Genomic DNA, 17361 nt, shown 5'->3' on the forward strand with positions numbered 1-17361 from the left:
ATAATAAGTTGACAATTTGAACCTGCCTGTGCTAAAGTCTTAAGAGAGATCAGAGAATAGCAGATCTGTTATTATGAGGAGGAAAAGATGAGTACGGTAGCAGTTCAAAGAAGTAAAACATATGATATTGTTTATATTGCAGTGTTTGCAGTGATCATGGCAATCTGTTCCTGGATTTCCATTCCGGCAGCGGTTCCGTTTACCCTGCAGACATTCGGCGTTTTTATTGCAGTAGGTGTGCTGGGAGGAAAGAGAGGAAGCTTATCGGTTCTGGTATTTATTCTGCTTGGAGCGATCGGAATTCCTGTGTTTGCTAACTTTTCAGGAGGTATCGGAGTCCTGGCAGGACCTACCGGTGGATACATTATTGGATTTTTATTTTCCGCTCTGCTCATGTGGGCAATGGAGAAACTTCCGGGAAAAAAATCAGTCATGCAGATTGTTTCCATGATCGCAGGTCTGATTGTGTGTTATGCATTTGGAACAGTATGGTTTGTGATCGTTTACGGCAGAATGAATGGACCTATTGGATTTACAGCAGCACTTGCCTCCTGCGTAGTTCCGTTTATCATTCCAGATATCATTAAGATCGCACTTGCGTATGTTCTTTCCAGAAAACTCAGAAAATATGTGTTTTAATAGTTAATAAGAATAAAAAGGGGACTGTCAAATGACAGCCCCTTCGTTTTTTATGAAGTATGTTCTGCGAATATGAATACGATGAGGGCACCAAAAAAGGCAGAGATAGTGGCAAAGATGAGCATGGAATTTACTCCGGCAAAATCAATCAGTACCCCGCCAAGGAAGGAACCGATCACACAGCCAAGAGTATAGGTCATGGTAAAATATGCCTGTCCCTTGATGGCATCTTCGGGTTCCATGACTGCATTTACATAGTAGACAGAGGCGGCAGTCATAAGTCCCCACCCAAGCATCTGAAGAATCTGTACTCCATAATAGACGGAGATCCCAGGTGCCAGAAGCGTTCCAAGAGATTTCAGTACGAAGAAAATACCGGCAATACGAATCAGAATATCACAGCGGATTTTTTTGATAATATAGCCAAAAAGGAACAAGGTAGGAAGCTCACACATAGCCGCAATTGCAGATGCAGTTCCCATTTCAGAACTTCCGCCACCTTTGCCTTGTGCAATCTGAAAGTTAAAATTATTCAGAAGTACGTGGCTGAGATAAATAAAAATGCATCCGATAAGTACCAGAGAGAAGCGCTTATATTTTCGGAAAAACAGAAGCGGATTTGCCAGACTATTTCCGGAAGCTTTTGAGCCGGAAGTTCCCTGTGTTTTGACAAAAGGAAAAAGGATGAGACATCCGAGGGTAAAAAATGTGAGAATGATCACAGAGGCAGGGATGGAATCGGCACCTGCTTTTACTGTAATAATTCCAAGAACATAACAGATGATCGCATACGCAACAGAGCCCATTCCGCGTGCAAGTCCAAAGTTAAGCTGCTGTCCCTGATTGATGCTTTCCATACCCAGGGCATTGATAAATGGAGTTAATAACTGAAGAAGTGCGATACTGATGCCATAGAGAAGTCCGGTCAGAATCAAGGTTCTGGAAAAAAACAGTCCGACTCCGAGAAGCAGTTGGATCATATAAAAAATCTGGATAAGTTTTTTGAGAGAAGGGCTGTCCGGACGGTCAGCATAGCTGGCGAGTACAGGCTGAAGAAGTGCAGAAATGATACCGGCAGCGGCAGCAATGATGCCGATCTGAGTATTGGAAAAGCCTCCATCCAGCAGAAAAAAGCCGGAAAAACTCATGATCGCGGCAAAATACATCCAGTACAGTGCCTGGATGCAGGCGTAAGGCCCGGTGAGGTTTTTTTGTTTAGAAGATGGCATGATGGGTACTCCTTTTAAATGATTATTTAGTAGTAATTGCAAAAATTTCATAACTGTTCAGTGTCCAGTTACATATTATTTTTATTATAACAAAATACTTGCCAAAAAGCAGTCCTTATTTTATCATAAACGTAACGATTCAGTACTGTTGCTGCTGTTCACAGTCACTGATAAACGATAACAAAAAAAGATGGAGGTTTAGACGAATGAAGAAAAAGATAGATGTATATGAGTATATGGGAGAAATCCTTAAAGGAGTGAAATCGGGTGTACTGATCACCGGAAAGGATGAGAATAAAACAAACTCCATGACAATCTCCTGGGGAATGGCTGGTATTGAATGGGGAAAACCTGTTTTTGTAACTTTTATACGAGAAAGCCGTTTTACCAAGACCCTTATCGATAAAAATGGTGAGTTTACAGTAAACATTCCACTTGATGAAAGTGCAAAGAAAATCCTTGCATACTGTGGCTCAAAATCAGGAAGAGATGTGGATAAGGCAAAAGAACTTGGCCTTACTTATGAAGAACCGGAAACAATTTCGGTACCGGGAATCAGAGAACTTCCACTGACTCTGGAGTGTAAGGTGATTTATAAACAGACACAGGACATTCATGCGATCACAGAAGAAGATCAGGAAAAATTTTATCCACAGAATGCAGATGGATCCCAGGATATCCATGTGGCGTATTATGGCGAGATCGTAAATGCATATGTAATTGAATAATTGAGGAAAAACAGCTCTCCATATAAAAATGGGGAGCTGTTTGCTCATATCAGGAATTTTTGCAGGAAGCTTTACATGGATTGTCAAAGGCTGGATTAAATGCGTAGAAATTTTTGGCATCCAGATTTTCCTGAACACTGCGAAGAGCTTCTCCAAAGCGCTGGAAGTGAACGATTTCTCTTGAACGCAGAAATCTGATAGGATCAGCAATCTCCGGAATATCACGGACTACCCGGAGAATGTTGTCGTAGGTGGAGCGGGCCTTCTGTTCTGCTGCAAGATCTTCGAACAGATCAGTGACAGGATCTCCTTTGCTCTGGAATTCGCAGGCATTGAATGGAATCCCGCCCGCAGCCTGTGGCCAGACACCTACACCATGGTCGATATAGTAAGGACCGAGTCCGCTTTTTTCAATTTCTTCCATAGAAAGATTTCGTGTAAGCTGATGGATAATGGTGGATACCATTTCCAGGTGAGAAAGCTCTTCAGTGCCGATGTCATTTAAAACAGCGGCAGTCATGCGGTTTGGCATGGTAAAACGTTGAGAAAGATAACGGAGGGATGCACCAATTTCACCGTCGGGACCGCCGTATTGGCTGGCAATGAACTGAGCAATCTTTGCATTAGGGGTCTTGATATTAATCGGATACTGTAACCTTTTTTCATAATTCCACATAGATTATCTGCACTCTCCTTCCTGCTCCCATGGAAATGGCTGTTCCATCCATCGCCAGCTGTTTGCATCTGTTTCAAGGGCATCGTCTATGGTAAGGGGACCATAGTGCCGGGCATATTCCTTCATCAGTTTCTGGCGTTCGGAAGAGTATTCCCGATAAAAAGAAAGTGCTTCCTGACAACAGGGATGTGTATCAAGAAAGAGCAGGATATCATCAACGGCAAAACTGACCTCATAGATCCGTTGAAGGAGTTTTTCTTTTGAAGTACAGGAATTCTGACTCATCATCGTCTGACACCTCGCTTTCCGCAGAAGGGTTTGCATAACTCAGGGAAAACAGTTCCGACTCTTAAGGCATAATTCAGGTCATAAGTTGTTGAAAATTTCTGACAGGGAACATATGCCATTGCGATCGGCAGATGCTCGATGGGACTGTACATTTCAGAATTGCCGGAAACTGTAGTACAGGAAGGAGATGGGGAAGAGGACGGACTGCGCTGTGCGCAACGGTAGAAACCGGGTTGATTTCCTGTCATTTCTCTTGCCATTCCACAGGTTGCATTATATGGGCGGCCGCAGGGCCGGGATATCTGATAATTTTCCATGAACGAGTCCTTTCAGGGGAGTTCTTTATATTTTATGTGTAAAAAAAAGAAAAGTGCATAGAGAACGTTCCTTGTTATTTTTGCTTTACTCTGGTAAAATAAAAACGAAAAATTTCTGCGAAGATAAACGGGGAGAATGTTAAATGGAATTTTGGGATATTTATGATGAAAATAAACAGCCGACAGGCCGTACAATGAAAAGAAATGACTGGTGTTTAAAGGATGGGGAATATCATCTGACAGTGCTTGGTGTTGTTGCCAGACCAGATGATACATTTCTGATCACAAAAAGAGTCATGACAAAGGCGTGGGCTCCGGGCTGGTGGGAAGTTTCCGGCGGGGCAGCGCAGGCAGGAGAAAGCTCCTATGAGGCAGTACTTCGTGAAGTGAAAGAAGAAACTGGTCTGGATGCAAGAGATGCAGAGGGCGGATATCTTTTTACATACAAGAGGGAAAATCCGGGAGAAGGAGATAATTATTTTGTAGATGTATATCGTTTTGTCATGGATGTAGACGAAAAAGATCTGTCACTGCAGACGGAGGAGACAGATGGACATATGTTTGCAACCCTGGAGCAGATCCAGGCGTTTGCCGCAGAGGGTAAATTCCTCCATTACGACAGCATCCGCAAAGCATTTGAAAGGCAGGAGTGACACAAAATGAAATTTACAAGAGAAGAGATAGCAAAAGCCCTGAAACTGTATGTGATCACAGACAGAAGCTGGCTGAAAGAAGATGAAACCCTTCTTTCTGTATGTGAAAAAGTTATTCAGAACGGAGCAACCTTTCTTCAGCTCCGCGAAAAAGAACTGAATGCGGAAGAAACCAGAAAAGAAGCAATAGAACTTCAGAAACTCTGCCGCAGCTACAAAATTCCTTTTGTGGTAAATGACAGTGTGGAGATTGCAATGGAAATGGATGCAGACGGAGTGCATGTCGGACAGTCTGACATAAAAGACAGAGATATACGTGCAATTCTGGGGCCGGATAAGATCCTCGGAATGACAGCCAAAACGGTGGAGCAGGCAGTGGCTGCCGAAAAAGCAGGAGCAGATTATATCGGGACAGGAGCGGTTTTTGGAAGTACGACCAAAAAAGATGCAAAGAACCTTTCTATAGAAGAACTTAAGAAAATTGCTGCCTCCGTAAATATCCCGGTTGTTGCGATCGGCGGGATCAACAGTGAAAATGTCTCCAGACTTGAGGGGAGCGGTGTCAACGGTGCGGCAGTGATCTCCGGGATTTTTGCGGCAGAGGACCCGGCAGAAAAAACATCAGAAATGAGCAGACTGACGGATATATTTTGTAAAAAATAAGGCAAACATATTGTGTTTTGTAAAAAAATATGATATCGTATAGAAAATTGAATAAAGAAGATGACAGGTGCTGAAGAATTTATCAGAAGTTAAAAGGGAAACAGGTGTGAAACCTGTACGATCTCGTCACTGTAAGCAGGGAGTATGATTCTGTATGCGTAAGCATGATCACTGGGAGACCGGGAAGATAGAAGCATATGTTGATTGGCAAGTCAGGAAACCTGCCTGTTGTCTGGTACGGGAATATGAATTCCAGATCACGAGTAATTGGTTGTACCGTTTATATGCGACAGACCTGTTACCCTTTATAAGGGCTTTTTTAATGTGCAGAAGTTTTTCATGTTTTCGTATCGTATAAGTTTGCTGATGAATAATTTTATATAAAGCTACATCAGGACGACCGATTCCGATAAGGAACAGCCGCCGGGAACGTTTGTGCCAAAGGAGGACGAAACAATGAAAAACAAAACTGTAAAAGCACTTGCAACACTGTTAGCAGTAACAACCGTATCTATGATGGGAACAGCCGGAGTTATGGCATCTGATAATACTGCAGAGGATACTGTAACAGAGGCAGCAGCAGATACAGAAGAAGCTGAAGCTACAGAAGAAGCTGAAGCTACAGAAGAAGCAGCAGACGATACTGCTGAGGCATCAGATGATGACCAGGCAGCAGCAGATAATGTAGCAGCACTGATCGACAAGATCTATGTTCAGGAAAGAACTGACACAACAGATGAGGACTGCAAAGCTGCCAAAGAAGCATGGGATGCACTGACAGATGCACAGAAAGAACTGGTAGAAGGCGAAGAAGCAAGCCCGGAATATTTCGGACGTGACACAGGGGATGCTTCCAAAGATGATCCGCGCAATCAGGACGAGATCGGTGAGAATGAAATCCTTGTAGTAAGCTTTGGTACTTCTTTCAATGACAGCCGTGCAGAGGATATCAAGGGAATCGAAGACGCTCTGGCAAAAGCTTATCCGGACTGGGCTGTAAGAAGAGCATTCACAGCACAGATCATCATCAACCATGTACAGGCAAGAGATGACGAAGCAATTGACAACATGGATCAGGCACTCCAGCGTGCAGTTGACAACGGAGTTAAGAACCTGGTTGTACAGCCGACACATCTTATGCATGGAGCAGAATATGATGAGATGGTAGAAGCAATCGATCAGTATAAAGATAAATTTGAATCCGTTGCAATCGCAGAGCCAATGCTTGGTGAAGTCGGAGAAGATGCTACAGTGATCAACGATGACAAGAAAGCAGTTGCAGAGGCACTTGTTGATGCAGCAGTAAAAGAAGCAGGATTTGACAGCATAGATGCATCAGCAGAAGACGGAACAGCATTTGTATTCATGGGACATGGTACTTCTCATACTGCAAATGTAACTTATGATCAGATGCAGACTCAGATGGAAGACCTTGGATACAAGAACGTATTTATCGGAACCGTTGAGGGTAAGCCGGAAGATACAGCATGTGAGGCAGTTATCGATAAGGTTAAAGAGGCTGGTTATAAGAAAGTTGTTCTTCGTCCGCTGATGGTTGTTGCAGGTGATCATGCAAACAACGATATGGCTGGTGATGATGAGGATTCCTGGAAGAGCCAGTTTGAGGCATCCGGAGCATTTGACAGCATTGACTGCCAGATTGAAGGACTGGGAAGAATCCCGGCAGTAGAGGATCTCTATGTGGCTCATACAAAGGCAGCTATGGATGCTGATGCTACAGATGACGCAGAAGCTACAGACGATGCAGAAGCTACAGACGATGCGGCTGCTGATGATGCTTCCGCAGAGACAACAGATGATGCAGCAACAGAGGAAGCAGCAGAATAATAAAATATTCCGCGAGGTGTTTTGCCATGAATATGGCAAAATCCCAAGACGTAGAGGTGATGGCTGCCCGGAAAGTTTATGACTTTTCCGGGCAGTTTTTGGGATAAATAAGATTTTGCTTAAACGAAGTGAAAGAGAACAGGAGGAAATGATAATGAAACGTTCATTAGCTTTAATGGCATGTGTATTAAGCAGTGCCATGGTACTTACTACAGTTAGTCCGGTTATGGCAGCCGACAAAGAAAAGACCGAGACAGCCGACACAAAAGAGGAGGCCGGCACAGAAGAAACCAAGAAGGATTCTGATACAGAAAGCACTGCTCTGGAAGATGGAATCTACAGTGCAGAATTTGATACAGACAGCAATATGTTTCATGTAAATGAGGCAAATGACGGCAAGGGAACACTTACTGTGAAAGATGGCAAGATGACCATTCATGTAAGCCTTGTTTCAAAGAGCATTGTAAATCTGTTTGTGGGAACAGCAGAAGATGCAAAAAAAGATGGCGCAGAACTTCTTGAGCCTACGACTGATACCGTTACCTACAGTGATGGCATGAGTGAAGAAGTTTATGGATTTGATATTCCGGTTCCTGCAATCGATGAGGAATTTAATGTTGCTCTGATCGGAAAGAAAAATAAATGGTATGACCATAAAGTAAAAGTGACCAATCTACAGAAAGAAGCCGATGGAGAAGCAGCAGGGGCATCTGAGGACAAAAAAACAGTCGAGGATCTGAAGCTTGAAGACGGAGAGTATACAGTCGATGTTGCCATGGAAGGCGGAAGCGGCAAGGCAAGCGTAGATTCTCCGGCAGCCCTTGAGATCAAAGATGGCAAGATTACAGCAACAATCGTATGGAGCAGTCCGAATTACGATTATATGATCGTAAATGATGAGAAATATGAGCCGGTCAACAAGGATGGAAACTCTACATTTGAGATTCCGGTGGATGCATTTGATTACAAAATGCCTGTAACCGCAGACACCGTGGCAATGAGTACACCTCATGAGATCGAATATACTCTGCAGTTTGATTCCGCAAGCGTTGCAAAGGCAGAAAAATAAATATGAAAAAGAAATTCTATAAGATGCTCTGTGTACTGACAGCGGCTGTTTTTTGTATGACAGCTCCGGCTGTCGTACAGGCAGCGCAGAACGAAAAACAGACAGAAGCAGCACAGGAAGAAGAAATTGAAGACAGGGAAATCGCTCAGGAACTTGCAGGCATGAAATATGACCATAGCCTGGAACTCCAGTATGCAGATCAGTTTGCAGTAGATTATTACGAGGGTGGCTATGCACTGATCACAATTGTGGATGGTGAACGTTTCCTTCTGGTTCCGGAGGATAAAGAAGCACCTGAGGGGCTTGATGCCGACATTTCTGTAATACAGAAACCAGTGCAGAATATCTATCTGGTTGCAACCTCGGCGATGGATCTTTTCTGTGCTCTGGACGGGCTGGATAGTATCAGTCTTTCTGGTACAAATGCAGATGGCTGGTATATTGACAAGGCCAAAAAGGCAATGGAAGACGGAGATATCGCATTTGCAGGAAAGTACAGCGCACCGGACTATGAACTGATCCTTTCAAAGAACTGTGATCTTGCAATCGAATCAACCATGATCTATCATCAGCCGGAAGTCCAGGAGAAACTGGAAAAGTTTGGAATCCCGGTCCTGGTAGAACATTCCAGCTATGAGAGCCATCCACTCGGAAGAACGGAATGGATCAAACTCTATGGAGTTCTCCTTGGTAAAGAGGATCAGGCACAGAAGATTTTTCAGGAGCAGGTGGACAAGCTGAAATCCGTAGAGGACAGCGAGAATACAGGAAAAACAGTGGCTTTCTTCTATATTAATTCCATGGGTGCGGCGAATGTACGTAAATCCAATGATTATGTATCAAAAATGATCGAGCTTGCCGGGGGCGAGTATATTTTCCATGATCCTGCAGAAGACGACAATGCGCTGTCTACCATGAATATGCAGATGGAAGAATTTTATGCGAAAGCAAAAGATGCGGATTACATCATCTACAACAGTACGATTGACGGAGAACTGGATTCCATCGATGAACTTCTTGCAAAAAGCTCACTTCTGGCTGATTTCAAGGCTGTGAAGGATGGAAATGTATGGTGTACAGGACAGAATCTTTTTCAGGAAACGATGGGACTGGCAACTATGATCGAGGATATCCACACGATGCTGACTTCAGATGATCCAAAACTGGATTCTCTTACTTATATGAAGAAACTGAAATAAGGGGAAAAATATGCGTAAGAAACTACATTTCAGATACTGGCTGTCGTTTATCATGCTGATCATATTTCTTGGAGTCCTGGTTTTCTGGAATATTAATTCCGGAAGCATTCCGATCTCCTTACAGGATGTATTCCGAATTATTTTTCTGAGAGACGGAACGGAGACGGCCTACAATATTATATGGGAGATTCGGCTTCCGAGAATTCTGGCAGCCGTGATCCTTGGAGGCGCTTTGTCCGTATCAGGATTTTTGCTTCAGACTTTTTTTGGAAACCCGATTGCGGGACCTTTTGTCCTGGGAATCTCTTCCGGTGCCAAACTGATCGTGGCACTGACGATGATCTTTCTTCTCGGGAAATCTATCGTGGCAACCTCGGGCGTGATGATCATTGCTGCTTTCACAGGTTCCATGATTTCCATGGGCTTTGTGCTCCTGATCGCAAAGAAAGTCAATCAGATGTCTATGTTGGTTATCAGCGGAATCATGATAGGATATATCTGTTCAGCAGTGACAGATTTTGTGGTGACTTTTGCGGATGATTCCAACATCGTAAATCTTCATAACTGGTCGATGGGAAGTTTTTCGGGAACGACCTGGGAAAATGTTTCTACGATGACAGTTGTAGTCATGACAGCGCTTATCATTACTTTTCTGATGTCGAAACCAATAGGAGCTTATCAGCTGGGAGAAGGCTATGCCCAGAATATGGGCGTGAATATTAAGGCGTTCAGGATCGCACTGATTTTGCTTTCCAGTATTCTCTCTGCCTGTGTGACAGCTTTTGCAGGGCCTATTTCTTTTGTTGGAATTGCGGTGCCGCATCTGGTAAAAAGCCTGCTCAAAACATCAAAACCGCTTCTTGTGATCCCGGCCTGCTTCCTTGGAGGTGCTGTATTCTGTCTGTTCTGTGACCTGATCGCAAGAACTGTGTTTGCACCGACGGAACTCAGTATCAGTTCTGTGACAGCAGTGTTTGGCGCACCGATTGTTATTTACATTATGATCCACAGAAAGAAGAGAGCGTGATGGGAGAATATTTTATCCATACAGATCAGATGGTGGTTGGCTATGACGGAAAACCACTGATCAAAGATGTAGAAATTAAAATGAAACGTGGAGAGATCCTTACACTGATCGGACCAAACGGTGCGGGTAAATCTACGATTCTTAAGAGTATGACAAGACAGCTGAAGCTTGTGGCCGGAACTGTTTATATGAATCAGGAAATGATGAGCAAAATGTCCGGCAAAGAAGTGGCAAAGAAGCTTGCTGTCGTCATGACTGAACGGATCCAGCCGGAACTTATGACCTGTGAGGACATCGTGGCAACAGGACGTTATCCTTATACGGGAACTTTGGGAATCTTATCAGCAGAAGACTGGAAAAAGGTTCACAGGGCGATGGAGATGGTCCATGCAATGGATTTTAAGGACAGAGATTTCACGGCGATCAGCGATGGCCAGAGACAGAGAATACTTCTGGCCAGGGCAATCTGTCAGGAACCGGAAGTGATCGTTTTGGACGAGCCGACTTCTTTCCTGGATATTCGTCATAAACTGGAACTGCTTTCTATTTTGAAACGGATGGTGCTGGAAAACCAGACAGCGGTTCTGATGTCTCTTCATGAATTGGATCTTGCACAGAAGATTTCGGATAAGGTGATCTGCGTTCATGGTGACAGGATTGAGAAATACGGCCCGCCGGAAGAAATTTTTACCTCTGAATATATCCATCATCTTTATGGAATCACAACAGGAAGCTATAATGCGGCTTTTGGCTGTCTGGAGATGGGAGCACCGGAGGGAAAACCGGAGGTTTTTGTGATCGGCGGCAATGGAAGTGGAATCCCAACTTACAGAAGACTGCAAAGAGCAGGAATCCCGTTTGCAGCAGGTGTCCTGCATGAAAATGATGTGGACTACCAGGTGGCAAAGGATCTGGCAGCGGAAGTGATCGTAGAGCAGCCGTTTGAAGAAATTTCAGAAGAGGCGTATCAGAAAGCATATGCATCCATGAAAAAATGCAGAGAAGTGATCTGCTGTATGGATGCATTTGGAACATCCAACAAAAAAAATCAGCTTCTGAGAGAAGAAGCTGAACGGATGAAAAAATTAAAAATCAACTAAGAGAAGCAGAGCTGAGATGAAAATCACAGTTCTGCTTCTTTATGTGTATAACTGTCAAGAATTCCGTCGATCGATTGATGAAGATATGGCAGGTATTCGTCAAGTGAAACGGGCTGCTGGTAAAGGATGCAGCTGTAACAGGTGGAACTTGCAAGTTCGATGACCGAAAACAGCAGCATATCAGGATGATCATAGGTGCATTCATCTTTTTCGAGCAGTTTCAGATAGGCTTCATAAAATATGAGATCTTCATTTGGAATCTGATCTTCCAGTGCGGTCTGAAAAACACCCCAGGAAAGGTTGCGGGAAATGAAGACCAGCAGAGAAGAATCTTTCTGCAGGGCATCTAGAATAAAATCAATCATAAAGTGAAGCTGTTTTCTGAAACCTGTGATTTCCTGTTCGATGATCGCGCGGTAGGCCTGATAAAAAAGTTCTGAAGTCTTATGAGAGACAAGCTTGTTGCGAATATCATATTTATCTTTGAAATAGAGGTAAAAAGTACCCTTGGCAACGCCTGCTTTATTTACAATATCAGAGATCGTCGTCTGGTTGGTCCCTTTTGTGGTAAAAAGCTCAAAGGCTGTATTGAACAGAGCATCTTTCTTTTTTTGCTTTTTCATTTCCAGTTTTCCCATACGAATCTCCTTTCCGGACTGTTGATTTTTGGTTCCGTGATTTATTATAGTCAAAAATGACCGGAAGTCAATATTAATAAAAAAGAAGCTTAGTTTTTGGACACTTTGGGCGAATCGTATATTGACTAAGAGTCAGTTTTGGTATATAACTCTTTATGGAATAAAAAATGACTGATAGTCATAAATGACAAAAAAAGTCGATAAGGAGGACATGATGATTAAGTTTGGAAAATGGATAGCAAAGCATAAAGTGCTGATCGTGATCATCAGTATGCTTCTGCTGATTCCGTCATTCCTGGGAATGGCAGCAACGAGAGTTAATTACGACATCCTCAGTTATCTGCCGGATTCACTGGAGACAGTTGAAGGTCAGGATATCATGGTGGATGAATTCGGAATGGGTGCATTCTCTATGGTAGTCGTAGAAGATATGGAACTGAAAGACGTAGCGAAATTAAAAGAGAAATTTCAGGATGTAGAGCATGTAAAGGACGTACTGTGGTATGACAGTGTGGCTGACTTAAGCATTCCGGTAAGTATGATCCCGGATAAGTTCAAAGATGGCTTCTTCAATGGTGATGCAACCATGATGATCGCGCTTTTTGATGATACAACATCTTCTGATGCGGCGATGGAAGCAGTTACCGATATGCGTAAGATTGCAAATGAACAGTGCTTTATAAGTGGGATGTCCGGTGTCGTAACAGACATTAAGAACATAGCACTTCAGGAAATGCCAATCTATGTTGTGATCGCAGCCTGCCTGTCTCTGCTGGTTTTGCTTCTGGCTATGGATTCGCTGGTAATTCCGGTGCTGTTCCTGCTTAGTGTGGGTCTTGCAGTTGTTTATAACCTGGGAAGCAACATTTTCCTTGGTGAGGTTTGTTATATCACAAAATCTCTGACAGCAGTACTTCAGCTTGGCGTAACAATGGACTATTCCATTTTCCTTCTGAACTCCTTTGAAGCATATAAGAAAAAATATGATACCAAAGACCGGGCAATGGCACATGCGATTGCCGATACATTCAAATCTGTAGCCGGAAGTTCGGTCACAACAATTGCCGGTTTCCTTGCACTGTGTGTTATGACTTTTGCACTCGGACGTGACATGGGTATTGTTATGGCGAAAGGTGTTGTGATCGGTGTTATCTGCTGTGTTACAGTTCTTCCGGCAATGATCCTTGTATTTGACGGAGTGATCGAGAAGACAAAACACAAACCTCTGATCAGGAGTATGGATAAGCCTTCCGGATTTATCACAAAGCATTATAAAGTATGGCTTCTTATATTCCTGATTTTTTTGTATCCGGCTGTTTACGGAAATAACCATACACAGATTTATTACAATATTGACAAGTCTCTTCCGGCTACACTGGACAGTAACGTATCCAATGAAAAACTGAAGGAAGACTTTGATATGAGTACTGTCCATATGGTGCTGCTGAAAAACGGGCTGGACAGCAAAGAGAAAACACAGATGCTGGATCAGATTGATAAGGTTGACGGAGTGAAATGGTCACTGGGAATGAATTCTCTGATTGGACCGACATTCCCGGAATCCATGATTCCTTCCAATATCAAAGAAATGCTTCAGTCGGATAACTACGAAGTACAGTTTATCTGTTCCGAGTATTCCTCAGCAACAGATGAGTGTAATGCACAGCTGGATGAAATTCAGAAGATTGTCAAAAAATACAGTCCGGAATCCATGGTGATCGGAGAAGCTCCTCTGATGAAAGACCTTCAGGATACAACGGATGTTGACCTTCAGAGAGTAAATATTCTTTCTATGGCAGCAATCTTTGTGATCATTCTGTTTGTATTCAAATCGATTTCTCTGCCGTTCATTTTGCTGGCAGTTATTGAATTTGCGATTTTTGTAAATATGGCGATCCCTTATTATCAGGGAGTAACCCTTCCGTTCGTAGCAAGTATCGTAATCGGAGCTATCCAGCTGGGAGCAACCGTTGACTATGCGATCCTGATGACCAGCAACTATCAGAAACAGCGTCATCTTGGCAAGACAAAGAAGGAAGCTATCTCCATAGCACATAAATTCTCCATGAAGTCCATTATTGTAAGTGGATGCAGTTTTTTTGCAGCAACCTTTGGAGTAGCTCTTTATTCTAAGGTTGATATGATCGGTGCGATCTGTACCCTGCTTGCAAGAGGTGCAGTGATCAGTACGATTGTCGTATTACTCGTACTTCCGGCAATGTTTATGGTATTTGATCCGATCATAGTTCATACATCAAAGGGATTTTTGCCGGATAAAAAATGAAACCTAAATGAAAATGAATGAAGCCTATGGGCTGGAAAAGGAGTCAAGGATATGAACAGAAACAGAAAGAAAGTAGTAGCCGCTACTCTGGCAACAGGAATGGCTGTCGTTATGGGAACGATGCCGGTACTGGCAGCAGACAGCAGTGTCTCAAAACAGGAAACTGTATATGTAAATGCTTCGGCCAGTGGTACTCCTCAGGAGATTACAGTATCTGACTGGCTGAAAAATTCAGCATCCTCAGGAAATCTGAGTGATGTGTCAGATCTTAAAGATATCAAAAATGTCAAAGGTGATGAAACCTTTGAACAGGATGGCGATGAGCTGACCTGGAATACAGAGGATAAGGATATTTATTATCAGGGAACAACAACAAAGGAACTTCCTGCATCTGTACAACTTACTTATTATCTGGACGGAGTCCAGGTAAGTCCGGATGATCTGGCCGGTAAGAGCGGACACCTTAAGATTGAAGTAAAATATACCAACAATGCCAAAAACGAAGTAAAAGTCGGCAAGAAGAAAACAGATATGTATTCTCCGTTTGTAATGGTTACAGCAATGATTCTTCCGGTTGACAATTTTACAAATGTGACCATCGACAATGGAAAGGTGCTCTCTGACGGACAGAGAAACATTGCAGTCGGTGTTGGTCTTCCTGGACTTTCTGACAGTCTGGACCTTAAGAGTGTTGACAAAGACCTTGATATTGATATTCCGGAAGGATTTACTATGGAAGCAGATGTTACTGATTTCAGCATGAGCTCCACATTTACCTTTGGAATGACAGATATTCTGGATTCCCTGGATACAGGTGACATTGACGGACTGGATGATCTTAAGGATTCCATCAAAGAACTTACAGATTCAGCAGAAAAGCTGGTAGATGGAGCTAAGGAACTTTCCGATGGAACTACGACACTGGATACGAAATACAAAGAACTGGATGATGGTATTGCCACACTCAAAAGCGGTGTCAGCACTCTGAACAGTGGTGCGGCAAGTCTCAAGAGCGGTGTTTCATCCTATACTTCCGGGGCAGATACTCTTGCCTCCGGTGTGACACAGTATGCATCAGGAGTAAGTCAGCTGACCAGTTCACTGACAGAATATAATGCGGGAGTAAATACACTGGCATCCGGAGCCAAAGCCTATATCAGTGGTACGAACACCCTGGGAAGCGGCGTGAAGGCCTACGTAGAAGGCTCAACAAAGCTTGGAAATGGAATCAGCCAGTATATTGATGGAATAGGAACACTGGTTGAGGGCGTAGGAGAGAGTGCCAAAGGCGTTAAGACTGCAGCAGCAGGAATCAGTGCTTTTGCACAGAAAGCCGGAGCAATGGCAGGAAAGCTTTCTGATACCGTTACAAAGATCAATACTTATGCAGATTCTGTAACTGCCTATGCACAGGGAGCCGCACAGTTTGCCGGCAGTGTGCAGTCTTATACTGCAGGTGCAGCACAGGCACAGGGTGTGTCGGCACAGCTGTCAGCACTTCTTGGAAGTATGACAGAAGGCAGTGAGGATGATAACAGCAAGACAGAACAGGTTGCAAATGGTCTTGCACAGGCAATGGCAGCAGCGGATTCTCTTGAGACATCCACAGATGATTCTGTAGCAGGTCAGGTAAGTGCAGCTGCCGGTGCGGTGAGTGAGGCTGCCGGTGCCGGTGCTCAGCTTCAGGGAGATGCAGGAACGATTGCAAGTGGTCTGGCAAGTGCAGAGTCAGCAATTGATATCTTAAGCAGCATTGATACTTCTTCTATGGATGAAGAAACAGCAGCCGCTGTAAACGGTGCAGTGCAGAGTGCGATCGGAGCAATTTCCGGTGGTGTGGGCACAGCACAGAGTGGTGTTGACAGTTTGCAGGCTCATGCAGATCAGGTATCCGGTCTTTCTGAGCAGGCCGGACAGGTTCAGGCGGCCGCAGATGCGATCAGTGCACAGAGCAATGCAGCAGGTTCTGTGTCTCAGCTTCAGGATGGACTGAATCAGATTTCAGCAGGACTTGATGAACTGGAAAATGGAGATACAAAGAATTCTGAGGCAGATTCCCTTAATCAGGCGAAACAGCTGGCAGATGGTCTGAATGCCGCACTTACACAGCTTACAGATAATAATGAGGCATTAGATACAGCAGCAGAAAATCTGATCACGAACGGAACCGGAGATGGTGAGTCCCTGACAAATGCATCTGCCCAGGTAAAAGAAGGAACAGCAGAGCTTCAGACAGAGGTAAGCACTCTGTTAGACAGTAAGCAGCTGACAGCACTTCAGCAGGGTGCAGAAGAACTTTCAAAAGGTGCGGATCAGCTTCAGGCAGGCTATGAGACAGCCAAGGCATCAGCTTCTGAACTGAAAGCCGGTGCAGTGAAACTTCAGTCTTCTAATAAGCAGCTTACAGATGGTGTGGATAAACTTCAGAAATCAGGAAAAACTCTTACAAGCGGAGCAAACCAGCTCACAAGTGCAAGCAAGCAGGTTCAGAGTGGAGCAAGCAAGATTGACAGTGCAACCAGTACTCTTACAGGTGGAGCAAGCCGTCTCTCTGCAAACAGCGGTACACTGAACAGTGGAGCAAGCCAGCTTGCCAGTGGTACACAGCAGCTTGTAAGCGGAACCGGTACTCTGTCAAGTGGAAGCACACAGGTCAAGGATGGAATCAGCAAACTTGCCAAAGGTGCCAAAGAACTGTCAGATGGAACAAAGAAATTCAATGACGAAGGAATCAAGAAGATTGATGAGGTTGTAAACGAGGATCTTCAGGATGTCCTGGACCGTCTGGATGCACTTCGTTCCGATGAAAATGCATATACAAGCTTTACCGGAAAATCTGACAATATGGATGGAAATGTGAAGTTTGTCATTGAAACAGAGGCAATCGACAATAAGTGATGACAGAAAAAAATTTAGGGAACGGTTTTTACCGTTCCCTGTTTTTGCTTGCGGAGCCAGAGGGAGTCTGCTATACTGTATAGCAGGATGTCAAAACATGCTTGA

General features: G+C 43.8%; 16 protein-coding genes and 1 riboswitch. Of the genes, 11 read left to right on the forward strand and 5 right to left on the reverse strand.

Annotated elements, in window-relative coordinates:
- Window positions 1-87: 87 nt before the first annotated feature.
- Window positions 88-639: a biotin transporter BioY gene (locus tag GT674_RS01960; RefSeq protein WP_161284131.1), complete on the forward strand. Its 552-nt coding sequence runs from the start codon at window positions 88-90 to the stop codon at window positions 637-639.
- Window positions 640-689: 50 nt separating this feature from the next.
- Here GT674_RS01960 and GT674_RS01965 read toward each other — a convergent pair whose 3' ends face one another.
- Window positions 690-1868: an MFS transporter gene (locus GT674_RS01965; protein ID WP_161284132.1), complete on the reverse strand. Its 1179-nt coding sequence runs from the start codon at window positions 1866-1868 to the stop codon at window positions 690-692.
- 206 nt (window positions 1869-2074) lie between these two features.
- Between GT674_RS01965 and GT674_RS01970 the strand changes: the two genes are divergently transcribed.
- On the forward strand, window positions 2075-2596 hold the full coding sequence (locus tag GT674_RS01970; RefSeq protein ID WP_161284133.1) for a flavin reductase family protein: 522 nt from the start codon (window positions 2075-2077) through the stop codon (window positions 2594-2596).
- Between the two features lie 49 nt (window positions 2597-2645).
- On the opposite strand, the gene GT674_RS01975 is transcribed toward GT674_RS01970, so the two are convergent.
- From GT674_RS01975 to GT674_RS17065, 3 genes are read right to left on the reverse strand one after another with little or no spacing between them, the layout of a single operon-like run.
- Complete coding sequence (locus tag GT674_RS01975; RefSeq protein WP_161284134.1) at window positions 2646-3272, reverse strand: manganese catalase family protein; 627 nt, start codon at window positions 3270-3272, stop codon at window positions 2646-2648.
- A 3-nt stretch (window positions 3273-3275) separates the two neighbouring features.
- The gene (locus GT674_RS01980) at window positions 3276-3560 is read right to left on the reverse strand and encodes a spore coat protein CotJB (RefSeq protein WP_227240014.1); all 285 of its coding nucleotides are present in this window, start codon (window positions 3558-3560) and stop codon (window positions 3276-3278) included.
- The gene (locus GT674_RS17065) at window positions 3557-3877 is read right to left on the reverse strand and encodes a spore coat associated protein CotJA (protein ID WP_192925965.1); all 321 of its coding nucleotides are present in this window, start codon (window positions 3875-3877) and stop codon (window positions 3557-3559) included. Before GT674_RS17065 ends, GT674_RS01980 begins: the two co-directional genes overlap by 4 nt.
- Before the next feature lie 143 nt (window positions 3878-4020).
- On the opposite strand from GT674_RS17065, the gene GT674_RS01990 reads away from it, so the two are divergent.
- The 7 genes from GT674_RS01990 to GT674_RS02020 all read left to right on the forward strand — a co-directional run bounded on the left by GT674_RS01990 (window position 4021) and on the right by GT674_RS02020 (window position 11436).
- Window positions 4021-4530, forward strand: a complete 510-nt coding sequence (locus GT674_RS01990) for an NUDIX hydrolase (protein ID WP_161284135.1) — start codon at window positions 4021-4023, stop codon at window positions 4528-4530.
- A 6-nt stretch (window positions 4531-4536) separates the two neighbouring features.
- Window positions 4537-5193, forward strand: coding sequence for a thiamine phosphate synthase (gene thiE, locus GT674_RS01995; protein ID WP_161284136.1), 657 nt, complete (start codon window positions 4537-4539; stop codon window positions 5191-5193).
- 48 nt (window positions 5194-5241) lie between these two features.
- Window positions 5242-5436: riboswitch (cobalamin riboswitch) on the forward strand.
- 213 nt (window positions 5437-5649) lie between these two features.
- Complete coding sequence (locus tag GT674_RS02000; RefSeq protein WP_161284137.1) at window positions 5650-7041, forward strand: sirohydrochlorin cobaltochelatase; 1392 nt, start codon at window positions 5650-5652, stop codon at window positions 7039-7041.
- A gap of 154 nt (window positions 7042-7195) precedes the next feature.
- Complete coding sequence (locus GT674_RS02005) at window positions 7196-8110, forward strand: hypothetical protein (RefSeq protein WP_161284138.1); 915 nt, start codon at window positions 7196-7198, stop codon at window positions 8108-8110.
- A gap of 2 nt (window positions 8111-8112) precedes the next feature.
- Window positions 8113-9309, forward strand: a complete 1197-nt coding sequence (locus GT674_RS02010; protein ID WP_161284139.1) for an ABC transporter substrate-binding protein — start codon at window positions 8113-8115, stop codon at window positions 9307-9309.
- 10 nt (window positions 9310-9319) lie between these two features.
- The gene (locus tag GT674_RS02015) at window positions 9320-10336 is read left to right on the forward strand and encodes a FecCD family ABC transporter permease (RefSeq protein ID WP_161284140.1); all 1017 of its coding nucleotides are present in this window, start codon (window positions 9320-9322) and stop codon (window positions 10334-10336) included.
- Window positions 10336-11436, forward strand: a complete 1101-nt coding sequence (locus tag GT674_RS02020) for an ABC transporter ATP-binding protein (protein WP_161284141.1) — start codon at window positions 10336-10338, stop codon at window positions 11434-11436. The genes GT674_RS02015 and GT674_RS02020 overlap by 1 nt, the downstream gene beginning before the upstream one ends.
- Before the next feature lie 23 nt (window positions 11437-11459).
- Here GT674_RS02020 and GT674_RS02025 read toward each other — a convergent pair whose 3' ends face one another.
- Window positions 11460-12074 carry a TetR/AcrR family transcriptional regulator gene (locus GT674_RS02025; RefSeq protein ID WP_161284142.1) on the reverse strand — a complete coding sequence of 205 codons (615 nt, stop codon included), beginning with the start codon at window positions 12072-12074 and terminating at the stop codon, window positions 11460-11462.
- 214 nt (window positions 12075-12288) lie between these two features.
- Between GT674_RS02025 and GT674_RS02030 the strand changes: the two genes are divergently transcribed.
- Window positions 12289-14358 carry an efflux RND transporter permease subunit gene (locus GT674_RS02030; protein WP_161284268.1) on the forward strand — a complete coding sequence of 690 codons (2070 nt, stop codon included), beginning with the start codon at window positions 12289-12291 and terminating at the stop codon, window positions 14356-14358.
- A 51-nt stretch (window positions 14359-14409) separates the two neighbouring features.
- Complete coding sequence (locus GT674_RS02035) at window positions 14410-17256, forward strand: hypothetical protein (protein WP_161284143.1); 2847 nt, start codon at window positions 14410-14412, stop codon at window positions 17254-17256.
- Window positions 17257-17361 lie beyond the last annotated feature (105 nt).

It is taken from the genome of Blautia sp. BIOML-A1 (genome assembly GCF_009883055.1).
Taxonomy (GTDB): domain Bacteria; phylum Bacillota; class Clostridia; order Lachnospirales; family Lachnospiraceae; genus Blautia_A.